We start from the raw sequence: 15,484 nt of genomic DNA on the forward strand, positions 1-15,484 counted from the left end.
ACCAGACTCGAGCCGGCGCAATCATAAAAGGCGGAATGCGTCAGCGGGTTCAGTGAGATATTGCATTGCTGCGGGGCCGGGTGGTGGGCAAGCTGGACTCTGTGCTCGTGCGCTGAAGAACCAAGCCGCCCAGTACGGGTAACTTGCACATCATGCTGTACTTTTTCGCCTTTGTGCCCTCCCATTTGAAGAACGCATTGAACTCGTCGATGGTGCATTCCCAGTTCGCGCCTCGCGATCCAGGGTCGTGGATGACGACCTTGCTGTCGCTCTCCCTGGCGCCCACCAGTACCACTGCGTGCCCTCCGGTCAGCTTGCCCTGTTTGATCCAACCTCTGCGCACGAAGCAAGGGCCGCAGGCCCGCAGAATCTCGGCCAGTTTGCGGCAGGTCCAACGCTTGTCCGATGGCAGCGGGACAGCGGTCAAGCCCTCGTTCACCACCAACTGCTCATATCCGGCGCTCCCCATAGCAAGAGCCGCTGTGTTGCCGTTTTTGTCGACTTTTTGAGGGCTGCCGTCTGGCTTAAGATAGTGATCCGGAACACCGAGCCTTGGGCCTTGTTCCCGGTAGTAGCCGAGCATGCTGACAGCGGCATACCAGCACCCGGTCGGGTCGTCCCTGGTATCACCTCCTGCGTGGCCGCCGATGTTCTTTTGCGTCACGTAAGGCACATTGAGATAGATATCGGCCATCGTATTGCCTTCCCCAATTGAGATTTCAGCAACTGGTTCTTTATCTTTAACACCAGTGCTTCCAACATCCTGATTATGGCATGAGATCACTCTATTCGCCAAAACGCTTTGCTGGCATCCATGTGAGCCCTTCCGCTATCCAGCCTTAGTTCGTGCTTTCTGTTTTGGGCCAAGGTCCCCATTTGACGCAGGCCGAAAGCCGACCGATCCGCCCGCAAAGGGACGTTCTGACAGGCGGTTCAGGCAACGAGTCTTCTACAGCGTGCTTTCTATTCCTGCCGACGCAATCGTCGCAAAGCCATATCGCCTCCCAAGTGGGAGCAGTTATAAAAATGGTCTTTCGTCTGTTGAGCAGGACTGTTTGCGAAGTTGAGGTCTGTGGTTTTTCGAGGTGAAAGGAGAGAGCGGACTGCTGATTACATTAACGCATCAACGAATATTGCGATTCGTTAACTAAAAGCCTTAACCTTGTTCCCTTATCGATAGGGCCGCGTGTGGGCTGATAGCTTCGGACCGTTGTATAGAGGCTATGCCTACCAAAACCCGCAAAAATCAGCGCGTTAACCAGAGTCGACCTTGCGTCGAATTGGTCTGAAATCGATACCTGTTTCAGCGAAATTTGTATAAAATGTAGGATATCGTTTAAAACAGTTGAATATTTTTGTAACAAAGATTATGTTCCCTTTGCTGCGGCGCACAACGTCTTCAACTTGAGCGCCTGGCAGACCGAAAGCGGTGTATGCTCTGGTCACATCCGTCAAAGCGAGCAGAATAGCTCTCAAGCGCGCCAATGGCGTGAAGGGGCTTTTTTCTGCCTCCGCTGACTTCGGACCCGGCTTTGAAATCGAGCGCCTCGTTTGGCTTTGAGTTCTTTTGCAGGCTGGTTTGAAATTGGATTGAGATGGATGATTGCAGGCGCCGTCGGCGGTTTCCGGCGTCAGAGTAAGATCGAAGTCACTTTTTTGACTGCGCTCTTAAGTCACAGCAGGGGTCACTGTCATCGCGCGGTCTGGAGTCATAGATTGATACCGGTGCGCCGAATATTGTTGCTAGCGAACTTCTAAGAAGTGTCTGGTTGGAGGTAAGAATGAGCGATCAGTCAAACACCAAGCCCGAGTCGGATCGCGTCTATGAGAAAAAGACGCGTAACTGTCTCAAGTGCCGTGAAAAATTTCCGAGCGAATGGCCGGGCGAGCGGATTTGTAAAACCTGCAAATCCTCAACAGCTTGGCGCGAGGGAATCGCAGCCTAAGGTTTGGTGGCCGGCTGAAAGGCCGGCACCGCAGGCATCCCTGCGCGGATGCTGCGTTAAACACGAACGCCACCGTCGTCTCTAGATCACGGTGGCGTTCGTGTTTTTACGTTTTGCCGTGAATTTGTGACTGCACGCGGTTTTCAGCTCCGGGACATATCTGAAGCTCCGTTGCCTCTGGCGTAAGATCGACGCCTTACGAGAGTCTGATCGTTATGTTCTTGATTGTTTCAGCCAAGAACATGAGCGCACCCTCGCAGTCCTGTAATGTCGATTGAATCCGAAGCTCCCACCTCGTCGACCACACTCCCCTTAAACACGCACGTCTTGCTCGCCGCCTGCCGGTTCTGAGCGGGCTATTCCGTGGTTCAGAGCCTCAAGTATCCGGAAAAATTAGCAAAAAATGGAATTAAGCGGTGTCACCTGCAGCAATTATCGTAATAGACTGTTGAACAACTAAAAGAGGTACAAACCTGAGGAATAACATCGGCGCTGATGATATTGACGCGTCAGAAAAATGGGGAAGGCAATGCGAAACTTGTATTTTTTACGAGGAGCCGCGGCGACTCTTTTCGCCCTGTTCATAACCACGGTGCCCGTTAAGGCCGCTACAATCGACTACACCCAGCTTTTTGTTTTCGGCGACAGTCTATCCGATTCAGGGAACATTTTTAACCTGACGGGTGGAACCTTCCCGCCCTCTCCACCCTACTTCCCGGGTCGTTTTTCGAATGGACCCAACTGGGTGGATCAGTTCGGCGCGCAATTAGGTCTCAACCCGACGTTGGGGACGGACCCGGGCTTGAACCCGGTGGCACCACCGTCGGACGGGATCAACTTTGCGTACGGGGCGGCGACCAGCGGCGCCACCACGATCGCCCATCTTGCGACGGGGAATCCAGCGCTTAGCGTACTGCCTGGCCTGACGCAGCAGATTCAGCAATTTCAATCGATCTACGCAGGACCAAATACACCTGATCCCGACGCACTCTTCGTTCTCTGGATCGGTGGTAACGATTATCTGTTCGGTATCAATGATCCTGCGACCGTCCTGGCGAACATCGAAAACGCCATCAACACTTTAAGCGGTTTGGGAGCAGAGAACTTTCTGATCGCCAACCTTCCGGATTTGGGGGAAACGCCTCTTGCCGGATTCCAGGGAGCTGAGGGTCCCTTGAACGCGGTCACCCAGGTTCACAACGACGGTTTGGAGCAGTTGTTAGGCACTTTGGATGGAAACTTTTCTCTGCTGGACATCAACGCGCTGTTCAAAGAGGCCTTGGCGGACCCGGCAGCTTTCGGCTTCAACAATGCCGAAGATGCATTTTTGCAAACCTGCTTCGTGAATGGCCAGTTCGTTTGTCCGCCGGGTACGAGTCCGAACGATTTCGTTTACTGGGACGAGGTTCATCCGACAACGGCTGCGCATCGTGTGATTGCTGGCAGGGCGGTGGATCTCATCGATGTTCCGGAGCCTTCGACGATTCTGTTGATGTCTGTCGGTTTGCTCGGTCTCGGTGTCGCAAATCGGCGCCGGAGCCGCAAGGCCGCCCGGTAGCTTAAACTTTCGGCGCGTAAGTACTTAAAGGAGCGGCCTGTCCGGTGGCAGGCCGTTTTTTTGGTTTCCGCTGAGGCGACATTATGGGCAATGGCCGAAAGTGCCGCCGGATTGACGGGCGGACTGGAAGGCGGCCTACATAGAATCGCGTACGGTTCTCTTATTTCGCCGATTCAGTGAAAAACGATCAAACTCTATAGTAGAAAGCAAACTTTAACGCTTAATCGTGGATAGTTCGCCGACGGTGCCTGATTTGGGGGTCTCGGCACCGTTGGACTGCTGATGGCAGTCTTGGACGTTGTTTCGGCGGAGTGCTTTTCATGGGTCGCGACTTAAGTGAACTGGAAGCGCAGATTCAGGCGAAGCTGCGGGATTCCTTCATTGTCGCCGCTCAGGAACGTCTCGATGCCACGATTGCCGCCTTTGAATGCTTTACCAGCGAACGGGGCGAGGAGGCGCTTGACCAGATGTCCCGCGCCACGCACGACTTGAAAGGAATGGGGGATTCCTTTGGATTCCCATCAATCACGCTGATTGCCGTACAGGTCGAACAGATTCTGAAATCGGCCACCTCGGACGATCCCAATCTCTTTCAGGGACTGCGCCGCTACTTCGACCTCATGAGTGAGATCCTGTCAGAAGGCGCCGACCCGGGCGTTGAGACTACCGCACAACAATTGGCCTGAGCTTCTGCATTTTCACGGGTAGAGTCTTGCTCTCAGATCCTGCCGCAAAAGAAAAAGCCGGGGCAGATGGCCCCGGCTTCTGAGTGTCAGTTCGATAGCAAGGACAATCAAACTGAATAGTACATGTCGAATTCGACCGGATGCGGCATGTGCTCGAAACGGTAAACCTCTTCCCACTTCAACTCGGCATAAGCAGCAATCTGATCCTTCGAGAAGACATCGCCGGCAAGCAGGAAGTCGTGATCGGCTTCCAGGGCCTCGAGAGCTTCGCGCAGAGATCCGCAAACCGTCGGAACGTCAGCCAGTTCCTCCGGCGGCAGATCATAGAGATCCTTGTCCATCGCTTCGCCCGGATGGATCTTGTTTTTGATGCCGTCAAGGCCAGCCATAAGCATCGCCGAGAATGCGAGATAGGGGTTGGCCGTCGGGTCCGGGAAGCGAATCTCGACGCGCTTGGCCGCCGGGGCTGCACCATAGGGAATACGGCAGGACGCAGAACGGTTCCGGGCTGAATACGCCAGCAGGACAGGGGCCTCAAAGCCTGGAATCAGGCGCTTGAAGCTATTTGTCGAGGGGTTGGTGAAGGCGTTCAACGCTTTGGCATGCTTGATGATGCCGCCGATGTAGTAGAGGCAGGTCTCGGACAGGCCGGCATAGCCGTCGCCGGCGAAGGTCGGCTTGCCTTCCTTCCAGATCGACTGATGGGTATGCATGCCTGAGCCGTTATCGCCGGCCACCGGCTTCGGCATGAAAGTAGCTGTCTTGCCGTAGCTGTGCGCGACGTTGTGAACAACGTACTTGTAGATCTGCAGTTCGTCGGCGGCTGAGACCAGAGTGTTGAACTTAACCCCGAGTTCGTGCTGCGAGGGCGCGACTTCATGATGGTGCTTCTCGACGGTGACGCCCATTTCGTCCATGACGGTAACCATCTCGGCGCGCAGGTCCGTGCCGGAATCAACAGGTGGGACTGGGAAATAGCCGCCTTTGACAGGCGGGCGATGGCCCATGTTGCCGCCTTCGAGATCGCTGCCCGTGTTGTAAGGGCCTTCTTCGGAATCGAAGGTGAAGAACGTCTCGTGCGGGTCGGTGGCAAAGCGGACGTTGTCAAACACGAAGAATTCGGCTTCGGGTCCGAAATAGGCAGTGTCGCCAATGCCGGATGACTGAACGTAGGCTTCTGCGCGGACGGCCGTCGAGCGCGGATCGCGGCTGTAGAGCTCACCGGTTGAAGGTTCGACGATGTTGCAGAACAGGATCAACTGGGGCTGTGCGGCGAAGGGGTCCATGACGGCGGTCGAAAGATCCGGCTTCAGGATCATGTCGGACTCGTTGATGGCCTTCCAGCCGGCGATCGACGAGCCGTCAAACATGATGCCGTCGACCAGTTCGTCTTCACCGACGGCGCCATGGTACATGGCCAGATGCTGCCACTTGCCGCGGGGATCCGTGAAGCGGTAGTCGATGTACTTAACATCGTTCTCTTTGATCATTTCGAGGACTTTTTTCGGGTCAGACATGCTCACGATTCCCGTGTTTGGTAGTTGTTGATAAAAACGATAGAGGCAGAAACCCAGTTCCTGCCCGGTAACTCATGGTGCGCTGGAAGGACAGAAATCCGTTCCAGCGGAAAGGGGATTAGACGGCATCGGGGCCGCGTTCACCTGTTCGAATTCGAATGGATTCGTCGATCGTGCTGACGAAGATCTTGCCGTCGCCGATCCGACCGGTTTGCGCCGCCTGCTGAATGGCTTCAACAGCCCGTTCGACAAGTCCGTCTTCCAGCACGACTTCGACCTTTACCTTCGGCAGAAAGTCGACGACGTACTCGGCACCGCGATACAGCTCCGTATGACCTTTCTGGCGCCCGAAACCCTTGGCCTCGGTTACGGTGATACCCTTGATCCCGACTTCGTGCAGGGCTTCCTTCACTTCGTCGAGCTTAAAGGGCTTGATGATCGCTTCGATCTTTTTCATTTCAGGGTACAGGCCTTTCGCTGATTTGCCGGATCTCTTAAGAGAACCTTAAGCTCGCACTAGCACAGCGCGTGCCAACTCTGCATTTCCCCGAACTGTGAGAGAAACGCTTGTTAACTTGGTAAAGTTTTTTCACTTTGGCACAGGAGGGTGCATAATAAAAAGGCGTAATGACCAAAAAATAGGCAATTTATCGCGTAAATTCTGTGCAAATGGCGGGCGGCAAGTGCCAGCTATCAATTTTATCTTTTCCGGCCGTCGTCCTGATCAGAGGTGTGTTGCGAGCCAGCCTTCCATGCGTCCGATGGCTTCTAGAATATTCTCGGTGGAATTTGCGTAGGAAAGACGCAGGTAGCCTTCGCCGTACTGACCGAAGCTCGTGCCGGCAATGGCGGCGACGCCCGCGTCTTCCAGCAATGCAGTCTCCAACTCCTTGGCGGTTTTACCTGTCGCCTGAATGTTGGGGAAGGCATAGAACGCGCCGCCAGGTTCGATGCAGGATATCTTTGGCAGTTTGTTGAGCTCTTCGACCACGACCCGCCGGCGCGCATCGAAAGCTTCCCGCATCTGATCGACGGCGTCCTGTGGTCCCTCCAGGGCAGCGACACCGGCATACTGTGCGGCGGCATTGACACAGGAGTGGCTGTTGATGGCGAGTCGGGTTGCCAGATCCACCAGGGATTCAGGCCAGACGGCATAACCCAACCGCCAACCGGTCATGGCGTAAGTCTTGCTCCAACCATCCAACATGATGAGACGGTCACTAATCTCCGGATAAGAAAGCAGGCTGACGTGCTCCCGTCCGTCATAGAGCAGCTGGCTGTAGATTTCGTCGGAGAGAATGGTCACCTGGGGATGTTCGACGAGACCGGCGACCAGGCGGTCGACTTCGTGCTTAGGCGTCACCCCGCCGGTCGGATTGGCAGGACTGTTGAGAATGATCAGTCGCGTGGCCGGCGTGATCCGCGACAGCACGTCTTCCGCGGAAAAGGCAAAACCGTTTTTTTCCAGCAGCGGTATGGGAACCGCCTTAGCGCCGCTGAAATTGATCGCCGACTCGTAAATCGGGAAGCCGGGATTAGGATAGAGTATCTCGCTGCTCGAATCCCCGAACATCATGATGGCAAAGAACATCGTGACCTTGCCGCCAGGCACAGCCACCACCCGGCCGGGATCGACCTGGATTCCCAGACGCTGGTGGATATCCGCGGCAACCGCTTCACGCAGCTCGGGGATGCCGTTGGCGGGGGTATAGCCGTGATGGCCGTCGCGCAGCGCCTTGATTGCCGCCTCTACAATATGTTCGGGGGTTAGAAAGTCAGGTTGTCCGATGCCCAGATTGATCACGGATTTTCCGCCGGCTTCCAGCGCTTTCGCGCGGGCCAGAACCTCGAAGGCACTTTCGGTGCCAAGCCGTTGCATGGCGGTAACGGGATTGGGGGCCGAGGCAGGCGTGGACATAGAGGGCTCCGTGATCTTTGCAGAGGTGTTTCGATGGGAGGGATTGGTTAGCAGACTACGACCGCATGCTTATGCTCTACAAGTCTCACCATCGTGCTTGACGGCGTCCGGGCGCAGAGTATAAACAACGCCATCCTGCGGTGAAGAGGCTTGCTTGGCGAACAGCTGGGCATGGTTTGCGAGATCCAGGTGATGGTGGCTGTAGCTCAGTTGGTTAGAGCGCCGGTTTGTGGTACCGGAGGTCGCGGGTTCAAGTCCCGTTAGCCACCCCAATATTCTTCTCATGCAATCTATTCTGAACAATCTTTACCACCGCCGGATTTGATCCCCTTCGGCCGGGGGAGTGCCATGGCGTGTCATTATTACGCGTTGCTTGCCGCAGTGTTGGTCTGCGGCTATCGTCTCCGCGTGCTATCCCGCGTCTGAACAGGGTTTTGATACGATGCACCCGGCCGTCAGGCGAGTCGCCTTTTTTGCAGTCGTGATCATGATTTCTGCGGCCGGTCTTCGGCCTCAAACTCTGTTGGCACAAACTTCGACCTTTGAGGACGGGCTGGCTGCCTATAAGGCAGGTCGGAACCAGGAAGCCGAAAGGATTTGGAGGCCGCTCGCCGACGCCGGCGATGCGCTGGCGCAATATAGCCTTGGCAAACTCTTCGAAACAGGTGGTGGCGGTACGCCCGACTACGAGGCCGCTGCACGCTGGTACGCTCTGGCTTCACAGCAGGATATGGCAGCGGCCCAGAACAATCTCGGTCTGATGTATGCGCAAGGCAGAGGTGTTCCACGCGACCCGGCACGTGCGGCACAGCTGTGGAGCCGTTCCGCCAATGCCAGCAACCCCATGGCCCAATACAATCTGGGTTTGGCTTACTTCCGGGGAGAGGGCGTTGGCCAGGATCAGGTGGAGGCTGCAGTCTGGTTTCATCTCGCCGCTGATGCCGGTGTCGGCGAAGCCCAGTTCGCCCTCGGCCAGATGCATCGGCTCGGGCTGGCTTTGCCGCAGGACGACCGACGCGCGCTGCATTGGTATGAGCGTGCAGCGAAAAAGGGTCATGATGACGCCAAGGTGCAGGCAAAGCGCCTGACGTCCCAGGGTGTTCAGCCAGCTCAACCGATTGATGTTTTCCCGCCTGATCCCCTGGAACAGCCTACAGCGAAAAAGCCAGAATCAGAGGGGGTGGCGACTGCACCGGCCGGTAAGACGGAAATTCCAGCTGACCAAAGCACCTCGAAGAATGAACCCGTCGATGCTCGAAAACCGAACCTTTTGAGTGGTAATGGTGCCGGAGCTGCTCAGGGTGATGGTCAAGCTCCCGAACTGGCAGAACCGCAGCTTGCTGGAACGGCAAAGGCCGGCAGCACGAATGGCGGATATCAGCTTCAATCACGCCTGATTCGTCCCGATCCGGAACCAGGTAATTCCCAGAATCGAGATAAGGCCCAGGCTCAAGGTAATGCCCTGACTCAAGGGACGGGTCCTGACCAAAAACCTGCCGTACAAACTGCCCGCGCGGCACCTGTGGCTCAGGCCACTCCAACCGGAACTCTGCTTTGGCTGCTGTCGAGCCGGAACGAAGCTCAGGCCCGGGATCTGTTGAAAGAGGCAGAGACCGATTATGCCTCTGCTCTGTCCGGACAAGAGCTCACCCTGCTGCGCGACGGACAGGCTGGCGGAAAGCCCTTTATCAGGTTGGTGGTGAAGACCGCTTCGACCGCGCAGGCAGACGAGACCTGTGTCAGGATTCGAGAAATCAACAGCCAGGCCTTCTGTTCGATTCTGGTTCGCTAGTGCCTGCCTACCGTCGTAGACTTAAGAAGAATCCAAATCCCCCCGCAGCTTCGTTCGGCAATTTGAACCACTAGGTTAGGTTGCAGCGGGGAGGCGGAAGCTGTGCCACCGCCGGGCGTTAGCCCCTACGGAAAGAACCATGGAGTAACAATGACGAGCCTAAAAGCGGACATCGAATCGAAAAAACATCTCTTTGGCTGTTGGATCGAGCTGTATTCGCCCTTTGCTACCGAAGTCGTGGTTCAGGCCGGGTACGATTTTCTGATGGTTGATCTGGAACATGGTCCCGGTTCCGTCATGGATGCAGCGCTGCAGCTTCAGGTCGCGCAGGGCGGCACAAACGGTGGACCTCGTTGTCACGGTCTTTGTCGGGTGCCGCAAAACGACGACAGCTGGATCAAGAGGGTGCTGGATGTCGGCTTTGAGGGTGTCATGATTCCTGCTGTGGACTCTGTGGAAGATGCACAGCGTGCCGTAGCCTCCTGCCGTTATCCGCCTGCGGGCCGCCGTGGCATGGCCGCTGCTATTGTGCGCGCGGCACGCTATGGCCGGGATTGCTGGGATTATGTCGAAGCGGCAAACCGCGAGGTTCTGGTCATCTGCCAGATCGAAAGTGCAAAAGCGGTCGAGGCCGTGGAGGATATTGCGCAGGTGGAAGGTGTCGACCTGCTGTTCGTCGGACCGTCCGATCTGTCTTCGGACATGGGTTACGTCGGGGAGGTCGATCATCCTGAAGTGGTGAAGGCGACTCAGCGCGTCGAGCAAGCCGCAAGAGCGGCCGGCAAGATGTTGGGGGCCATTCCGACGCCCGCACGCAGTGCGCAGAACCTCGTTGATGCGGGTTACGAGCTTGTATTGGCCGGTGCTGACACCATTTTGCTCCGTGATGCCGCTGATGCTCATGTAGTGAGCTTGAAATCGGGCGTAACGCTCTGATTTATAATCTATCGACTTGAGTTGTTGCCGACTTGAAATCGGCGAAGATAGGCGAGGATGGAGTGCAGGAGCGCCACAGCGAACTGATCAATGTGTCCCAGATGTATAAGGCCGACGCGGCAGCGGTCACGGCTGGAGTGTCAGGGACGACGCTGATGGAGAATGCCGGTCAGGCGATCTTCGATGCCATTGTGGCCCGCTGGACCCCGCGCCCTTTGCTGGTGCTCTGCGGTCCGGGAAACAACGGCGGAGATGGTTTTGTTGTTGCCCGACTGCTGAAGGCCGCAGGCTGGAATGTCGATCTAGCGCTGCTCGGTGAGGCTTCTCGTTTGACCGGTGATGCCGCCCATCACGCAAAGCTCTGGACCGGAGAGGTTCTGGCATTTGATCCGGTGGTCATCGAAGACAAAGCCTTGATCGTCGATGCCCTCTTTGGTGCCGGGTTGTCGCGTCCTCTCGATGGGCGGGCCGCGATGATGGTGCGCGCGGTCAATCGCGCCGTGGGGCAGGGCAGCAGTAAAGTGATTGCGGTCGACGTTCCCAGCGGGATTTCCGGAGACAGCGGAGCCGTGCTCGGAGATCTCTGCCTGACTGCTGAGCTGACCGTGAGCTTTTTTCGCCCAAAGGTCGGACATCTGCTGCTCCCCGGGCGCGACGCGGCTGGTGAGCTTGTGGTGGCGGACATCGGCATTCCGGATGCCGTTCTGGACAGTCTGAAAATTGCCTGCCATCGGAATGATCCCGCGATTTGGCGCGACAGCTTTCCGCGCCGTAGTTCGTCCAGCCATAAGTATACCGCAGGGCACGCTCTGGTTTTGGGCGGCAGCGAAATGACTGGCGCCGCCCGTTTGGGGGCGCGTGCTGCGTTGCGCATCGGAGCAGGGCTGGTTTCCATCGCCGCGGCTTCCACTGCACTTCAGATTTACGCACTCTCTTCGGCCAGCGTGATTACATTGGCTTGCGATTCGGTCGATGAATTAGAAAACCTGCTGCGCGACCCGCGCAAAAATGCGGTCCTGATCGGGCCAGGCTATGGGACGAACGAACTGCTGCGCGAACTGGTGTTGGCTATTTTGCGGCGTGACCGTGCGACCGTGCTTGACGCAGATGCGCTAAGCATCTTTGGAGCCGACCCCCAAAGCCTTTTCAATGCCTTGGGGTCGAATGTTGTGCTCACTCCGCATGACGGCGAGTTTCGCCATCTGTTCCCCGATATGACCGGTGACCGCCTGAGCCGGGCACGTTCCGCAGCCGCACGCAGTGGTGCAATTGTCGTCCTAAAAGGCAGCGACACGGTCATTTCAGAGCCGGGCGGCAGGGCGGTCATCAATGACAATGCGCCGCCCTATTTGGCAACCGCCGGTTCGGGTGACGTCCTTGCCGGTTTGATCCTGGGGCTGCTGGCACAGGGGATGCCGCCCTTCGATGCGGCAGCGGCGGCCGTGTGGATGCATGGTGAATTGGGACGCAGCCTCGGCGCCGGTCTTATCTCCGAGGATCTGCCGGAGAGACTTCCGCAGGTGCTGAGTTCGCTTCTAAAGAGTTTTTCGTAAAGCCCGACCAGGGAACCGGACGCGGTTAACATGTCTTCGGGGCTCTGGCGCCGCATCAATTTAAATCGGCGATGAATCAATGGGCTACCCTAAAGCCATCGAGGAGCGCCAGCTTGCTTCATTGGATGAAGAAGCGGCAAAAAACCCTGAAAAACCAATGGTAGAATAGATAAAGTTTGAGTTTTAACTCAAGTTTAACAACTCTAGTGCGAAACTGATAATTGAGTTTTTCCATAAACTCGCATACCGGACAGGTAGAACGGCAACAACTTGAATGTGATCCAGGATGGGACAGTGGTTCAAAATTGATAGGACGCGCCCGGAAGTCAAAGCGGGAGCAGTGTTTCGCTGCCGGCTTCCCAGTCATGTCGTCGAGACAGTTGAGGTCATTGAAGTCGGCCCCGACGCAATGGGCGTCCCTCATGTAAAATACAATCTCGTGGTTGCCGGTGGTACTATATCGAGCTTCGCCGAGATGAGAACCCTAGGCCTTGAGACCTTTGCCAGCCGCTATAACGAGCCGGTGTCCGTTTAACGAGCGGCCTGACGAGGCAAATACCCCTTCCAAGACCCTCTCGCTATGAGCCTGCCGTCCCCCAATGCCTGTTGATAACGCTTTTTGACGGCGTTTTCGCTGAAATTATCCCTTAGATCCGGCAAATAGAGTCTCCAGCGCTTTTCCTTTGCGTGAGCCTGTTGCACCCGGCGCGTCGATGTTATACACCGGCGCGTTCGCGCGTCTCGCGGGCGTGGCGGAATTGGTAGACGCACTGGTTTTAGGTACCAGCGGAGAGATCCGTGGGGGTTCAAGTCCCTCCGCCCGCACCACGCGATCGAACAAGGGAAACAGAACAACGGATGCCGGGTCGTCCCCGTTCAGGCATCAGTAAGCTTCTATCCCTTTTAACTCGCACCGCAGATCCGCGGTCGAGAGAGCTTCGTGGTTCGATGCCGATTGCATGATTCCCATCGGTCGGCGGAATTGAACCCTAGGAATGAACTGTTGTTGATCCGCCCGCCGGCTTGTGAGCCGGAGTGTGCTGCGGATGACGAAAAAGACGCGAGAGAGGCCGAGCCGCCAATGCAGGTCACGGAAACACAAGCCGAAGAGCTGAAGCGCGAATACACCATTGTGATTCCCGCTACGGAAATTGATGAGAAGATCGACGGACGCCTCAAGGAGCTCAGCGGACAAGTGAATCTGCCGGGCTTTCGTCCCGGCAAGGTCCCGATGTCGCTACTCAAGCAACGTTTCGGCAAGTCAGTGCTTGGTGAAGTGCTGGAAAAGGCCGTCACCGACAGCTCGAGCCAGGCTCTAAGCGAGCGCAGCCTACGGCCTGCAATGCAGCCGAAGATCGAAGTGACGTCCTTCGACGAAGGGAAAGACCTCGAGTACACCATGTCGGTCGAGCTGCTGCCGGACGTTACGCCGATGGATTTTGGCAGCCTGGAGCTCGAGCGCATCAAAGTCGCCGTGCCGGATCCCGAGGTCGACGAAGCCCTGGAGCGTATTGCCGAGTCCCATAAGACGTCTAAACCGCTCGACAAGCCGCGCAAGGCCAAGCTGGGCGATGTCGTCATTATCGACTTCAAGGGCACCGTCGATGGCGAGGCGCTGCCAGGCATGGCCGCGGAAGATCATCACTTGGAGCTGGGTTCGAACCAGTTCATTCCCGGCTTCGAAGATCAATTGGTCGGCGTCAATGTCGACGACGATTGCGAAGTCAAGGTGACCTTCCCGGACACCTATGGCAACGACAAGCTGGCCGGGCGTGAAGCTATCTTTGAGGTTAAGGTTAAAGGCATCGAAGAGTCTGTTCCTGCCGAGATCGACGACAAGCTGGCTGAAGCCCTTGGTGCCGAGAACCTGGATGCAATGAAATTGCGGGTCCGCGAACAGATTGAGGGCGAGTACGCCAAAGTCGCGCGGTCACGTCTGAAGCGCGAACTGCTCGATAAACTAGCCGACGGTCATGATTTTGCAGTACCGGCCGGCATGGTGGACGTCGAGTTCGAAGGGATCTGGAAGCAGGTCGAGGAAGAGCGCAAGCAGGGCGACGTCGACGACGAGGATGCCGGCAAGGACGACGAAGAACTGAAGACTGAATACCGGGCCATCGCCGAGCGCCGGGTGCGTCTGGGACTGTTGCTTTCGGAAGTCGGCAGCGGCAATAACATCGACGTCAGCCAGGACGAAGTGAACCGCGCACTCTTTGCCGAAGCTCAGAATTATCCGGGCCAGGAGCAGCAGGTGTTCGAATACTATAAGAACACGCCCGAGGCGCTGGCCAATCTTCGCGCACCGATCTTTGAAGATAAGGTGATCGACTTCATCACCGATCTTTCTAAAGTGACCGAGAGGGAATTGACACCGGACGAGCTGCGCAAAGAGTTCGAAAGCGAATCGGCTGAAGCCGAAGCAGCCGAATCGAAGCCGGCCGAGAAGAAAAAGCCGGCAAAAAAGAAGCCTGCCAAGAAGGCTGCTGCGAAATCCGACGATAAAGCCGCATCAAAATCACCTGCCAAGAAGGCGGCAAAAAGCACTAAATCCAAGAAATCTGCTGAGGAATAGCGGAACCTTAAGGATTACTCTGTGATCCTGGCTTGGTTAATCGGGTGATCCGGCCTATATCACGGAAGCAACGTGGTTAACGGGATTCGGACGAGGTGGCGATTCGATCGCAAAGAACGCCTCGTCTGAACCTTGGCCCGGCAGTTCGGAAGGCGGATGAATGACAAGACTAGGTGGCAGGAATGAGTGACCCACGTGACATTGTAATGAACACCCTGGTGCCGATGGTGGTCGAGCAGACCAGCCGGGGCGAACGGGCTTATGACATCTATTCGCGCCTGCTCAAGGAGCGGATTATCTTTTTGACCGGCCCGATTCATGACGGCGTGGCAAGTCTGATTTGTGCGCAGCTCCTGTACCTCGAATCGGAAAATCCGAGCAAAGACATTTCTTTCTATATCAATTCGCCCGGTGGCGTCGTGACGGCCGGTCTGGCCATGTACGACACCATGCAGTACATCCGCCCGCCGGTTTCGACCGTCTGTATCGGTCAGGCCGCATCCGCGGGTTCTCTTCTGCTGATGGCTGGGGCACCTGAAAAGCGCTTTGCGCTGCCCAATTCGAAGATCATGGTCCATCAGCCTTCCGGCGGTTTCCAGGGGCAGGCAACGGACATTGAAATTCATGCCCGCGAAATCATCAAAACCCGTGCGCGCCTGAACGAACTCTACGCGCAGCACACCGGACAGCCGGTCTCTGCGATCGAAGATGCCATGGAGCGGGACAAGTTCATGAGCGCCGAAGAAGCCAAGGAATTCGGGCTGATCGACGAAGTCGTCGAGAGCCGTCCCGATGCGGACGCAGCCGATGGCAAATCGGGCGCTGACAAGTAATTGACCGCGGCACCGGCTTGAAGGCAACTCAATGCGTCGCCATCTGGTCTGTGTTAAGGTTATGTTGAGCGCTCGAGGCTATAGTGTTGAGAGCGGTCAACCGAAGGTTGGTCATGTGGACGACAGGCTAACCCGGTAGATAAAAATGACAAATTTGTCATTGTGTGCCGGTG

12 protein-coding genes and 2 tRNA genes are annotated in these 15,484 nt (G+C 56.5%); 10 read left to right on the forward strand and 4 right to left on the reverse strand.

The features are described from left to right. Positions 1-49: 49 nt before the first annotated feature. Positions 50-694, reverse strand: a complete 645-nt coding sequence (locus tag QMZ18_RS20275) for a papain-like cysteine protease family protein (protein ID WP_282608171.1) — start codon at positions 692-694, stop codon at positions 50-52. 1,781 nt (positions 695-2,475) lie between these two features. On the opposite strand from QMZ18_RS20275, the gene QMZ18_RS20280 reads away from it, so the two are divergent. Together QMZ18_RS20280 and QMZ18_RS20285 are read left to right on the forward strand one after the other, a co-directional pair. Further along, on the forward strand, positions 2,476-3,504 hold the full coding sequence (locus tag QMZ18_RS20280) for an SGNH/GDSL hydrolase family protein (protein WP_282608172.1): 1,029 nt from the start codon (positions 2,476-2,478) through the stop codon (positions 3,502-3,504). A gap of 320 nt (positions 3,505-3,824) precedes the next feature. Then, on the forward strand, positions 3,825-4,190 hold the full coding sequence (locus QMZ18_RS20285) for an Hpt domain-containing protein (RefSeq protein ID WP_282608173.1): 366 nt from the start codon (positions 3,825-3,827) through the stop codon (positions 4,188-4,190). A gap of 107 nt (positions 4,191-4,297) precedes the next feature. Here QMZ18_RS20285 and glnA read toward each other — a convergent pair whose 3' ends face one another. From glnA to QMZ18_RS20300, 3 genes are all read right to left on the reverse strand, one after another. Further along, entirely contained in the window at positions 4,298-5,707 is a 1,410-nt protein-coding gene (gene glnA / locus QMZ18_RS20290; RefSeq protein ID WP_282608174.1) for a type I glutamate--ammonia ligase, read from the reverse strand. Between the two features lie 118 nt (positions 5,708-5,825). After that, positions 5,826-6,164 (reverse strand): P-II family nitrogen regulator, encoded by a 339-nt coding sequence (locus QMZ18_RS20295; RefSeq protein ID WP_142897311.1) that lies wholly within the window; start codon positions 6,162-6,164, stop codon positions 5,826-5,828. A 267-nt stretch (positions 6,165-6,431) separates the two neighbouring features. Continuing rightward, positions 6,432-7,625, reverse strand: a complete 1,194-nt coding sequence (locus QMZ18_RS20300) for a pyridoxal phosphate-dependent aminotransferase (protein ID WP_282608175.1) — start codon at positions 7,623-7,625, stop codon at positions 6,432-6,434. 195 nt (positions 7,626-7,820) lie between these two features. On the opposite strand from QMZ18_RS20300, the gene QMZ18_RS20305 reads away from it, so the two are divergent. From QMZ18_RS20305 to clpP, 8 genes are all read left to right on the forward strand, one after another. Then, positions 7,821-7,897, forward strand: a tRNA-His gene (locus tag QMZ18_RS20305). 215 nt (positions 7,898-8,112) lie between these two features. Continuing rightward, positions 8,113-9,417: a tetratricopeptide repeat protein gene (locus QMZ18_RS20310; RefSeq protein WP_282608176.1), complete on the forward strand. Its 1,305-nt coding sequence runs from the start codon at positions 8,113-8,115 to the stop codon at positions 9,415-9,417. Between the two features lie 150 nt (positions 9,418-9,567). Further along, positions 9,568-10,353: an HpcH/HpaI aldolase/citrate lyase family protein gene (locus QMZ18_RS20315; protein ID WP_282608177.1), complete on the forward strand. Its 786-nt coding sequence runs from the start codon at positions 9,568-9,570 to the stop codon at positions 10,351-10,353. Between the two features lie 62 nt (positions 10,354-10,415). Continuing rightward, positions 10,416-11,906 (forward strand): NAD(P)H-hydrate dehydratase, encoded by a 1,491-nt coding sequence (locus tag QMZ18_RS20320; protein WP_322097247.1) that lies wholly within the window; start codon positions 10,416-10,418, stop codon positions 11,904-11,906. A gap of 286 nt (positions 11,907-12,192) precedes the next feature. Next, on the forward strand, positions 12,193-12,441 hold the full coding sequence (locus QMZ18_RS20325) for a hypothetical protein (RefSeq protein WP_282608178.1): 249 nt from the start codon (positions 12,193-12,195) through the stop codon (positions 12,439-12,441). Positions 12,442-12,649: 208 nt separating this feature from the next. Continuing rightward, a tRNA-Leu gene (locus tag QMZ18_RS20330) sits at positions 12,650-12,734 on the forward strand. Positions 12,735-12,909: 175 nt separating this feature from the next. Further along, the gene (gene tig, locus QMZ18_RS20335) at positions 12,910-14,478 is read left to right on the forward strand and encodes a trigger factor (protein WP_282608179.1); all 1,569 of its coding nucleotides are present in this window, start codon (positions 12,910-12,912) and stop codon (positions 14,476-14,478) included. A gap of 182 nt (positions 14,479-14,660) precedes the next feature. Continuing rightward, on the forward strand, positions 14,661-15,311 hold the full coding sequence (clpP, locus tag QMZ18_RS20340) for an ATP-dependent Clp endopeptidase proteolytic subunit ClpP (protein ID WP_282608180.1): 651 nt from the start codon (positions 14,661-14,663) through the stop codon (positions 15,309-15,311). Positions 15,312-15,484: the final 173 nt, after the last annotated feature.

The sequence above is a fragment of the Pelagibius sp. Alg239-R121 genome, assembly GCF_947331435.1.
GTDB lineage: Bacteria > Pseudomonadota > Alphaproteobacteria > Kiloniellales > Kiloniellaceae > Denitrobaculum.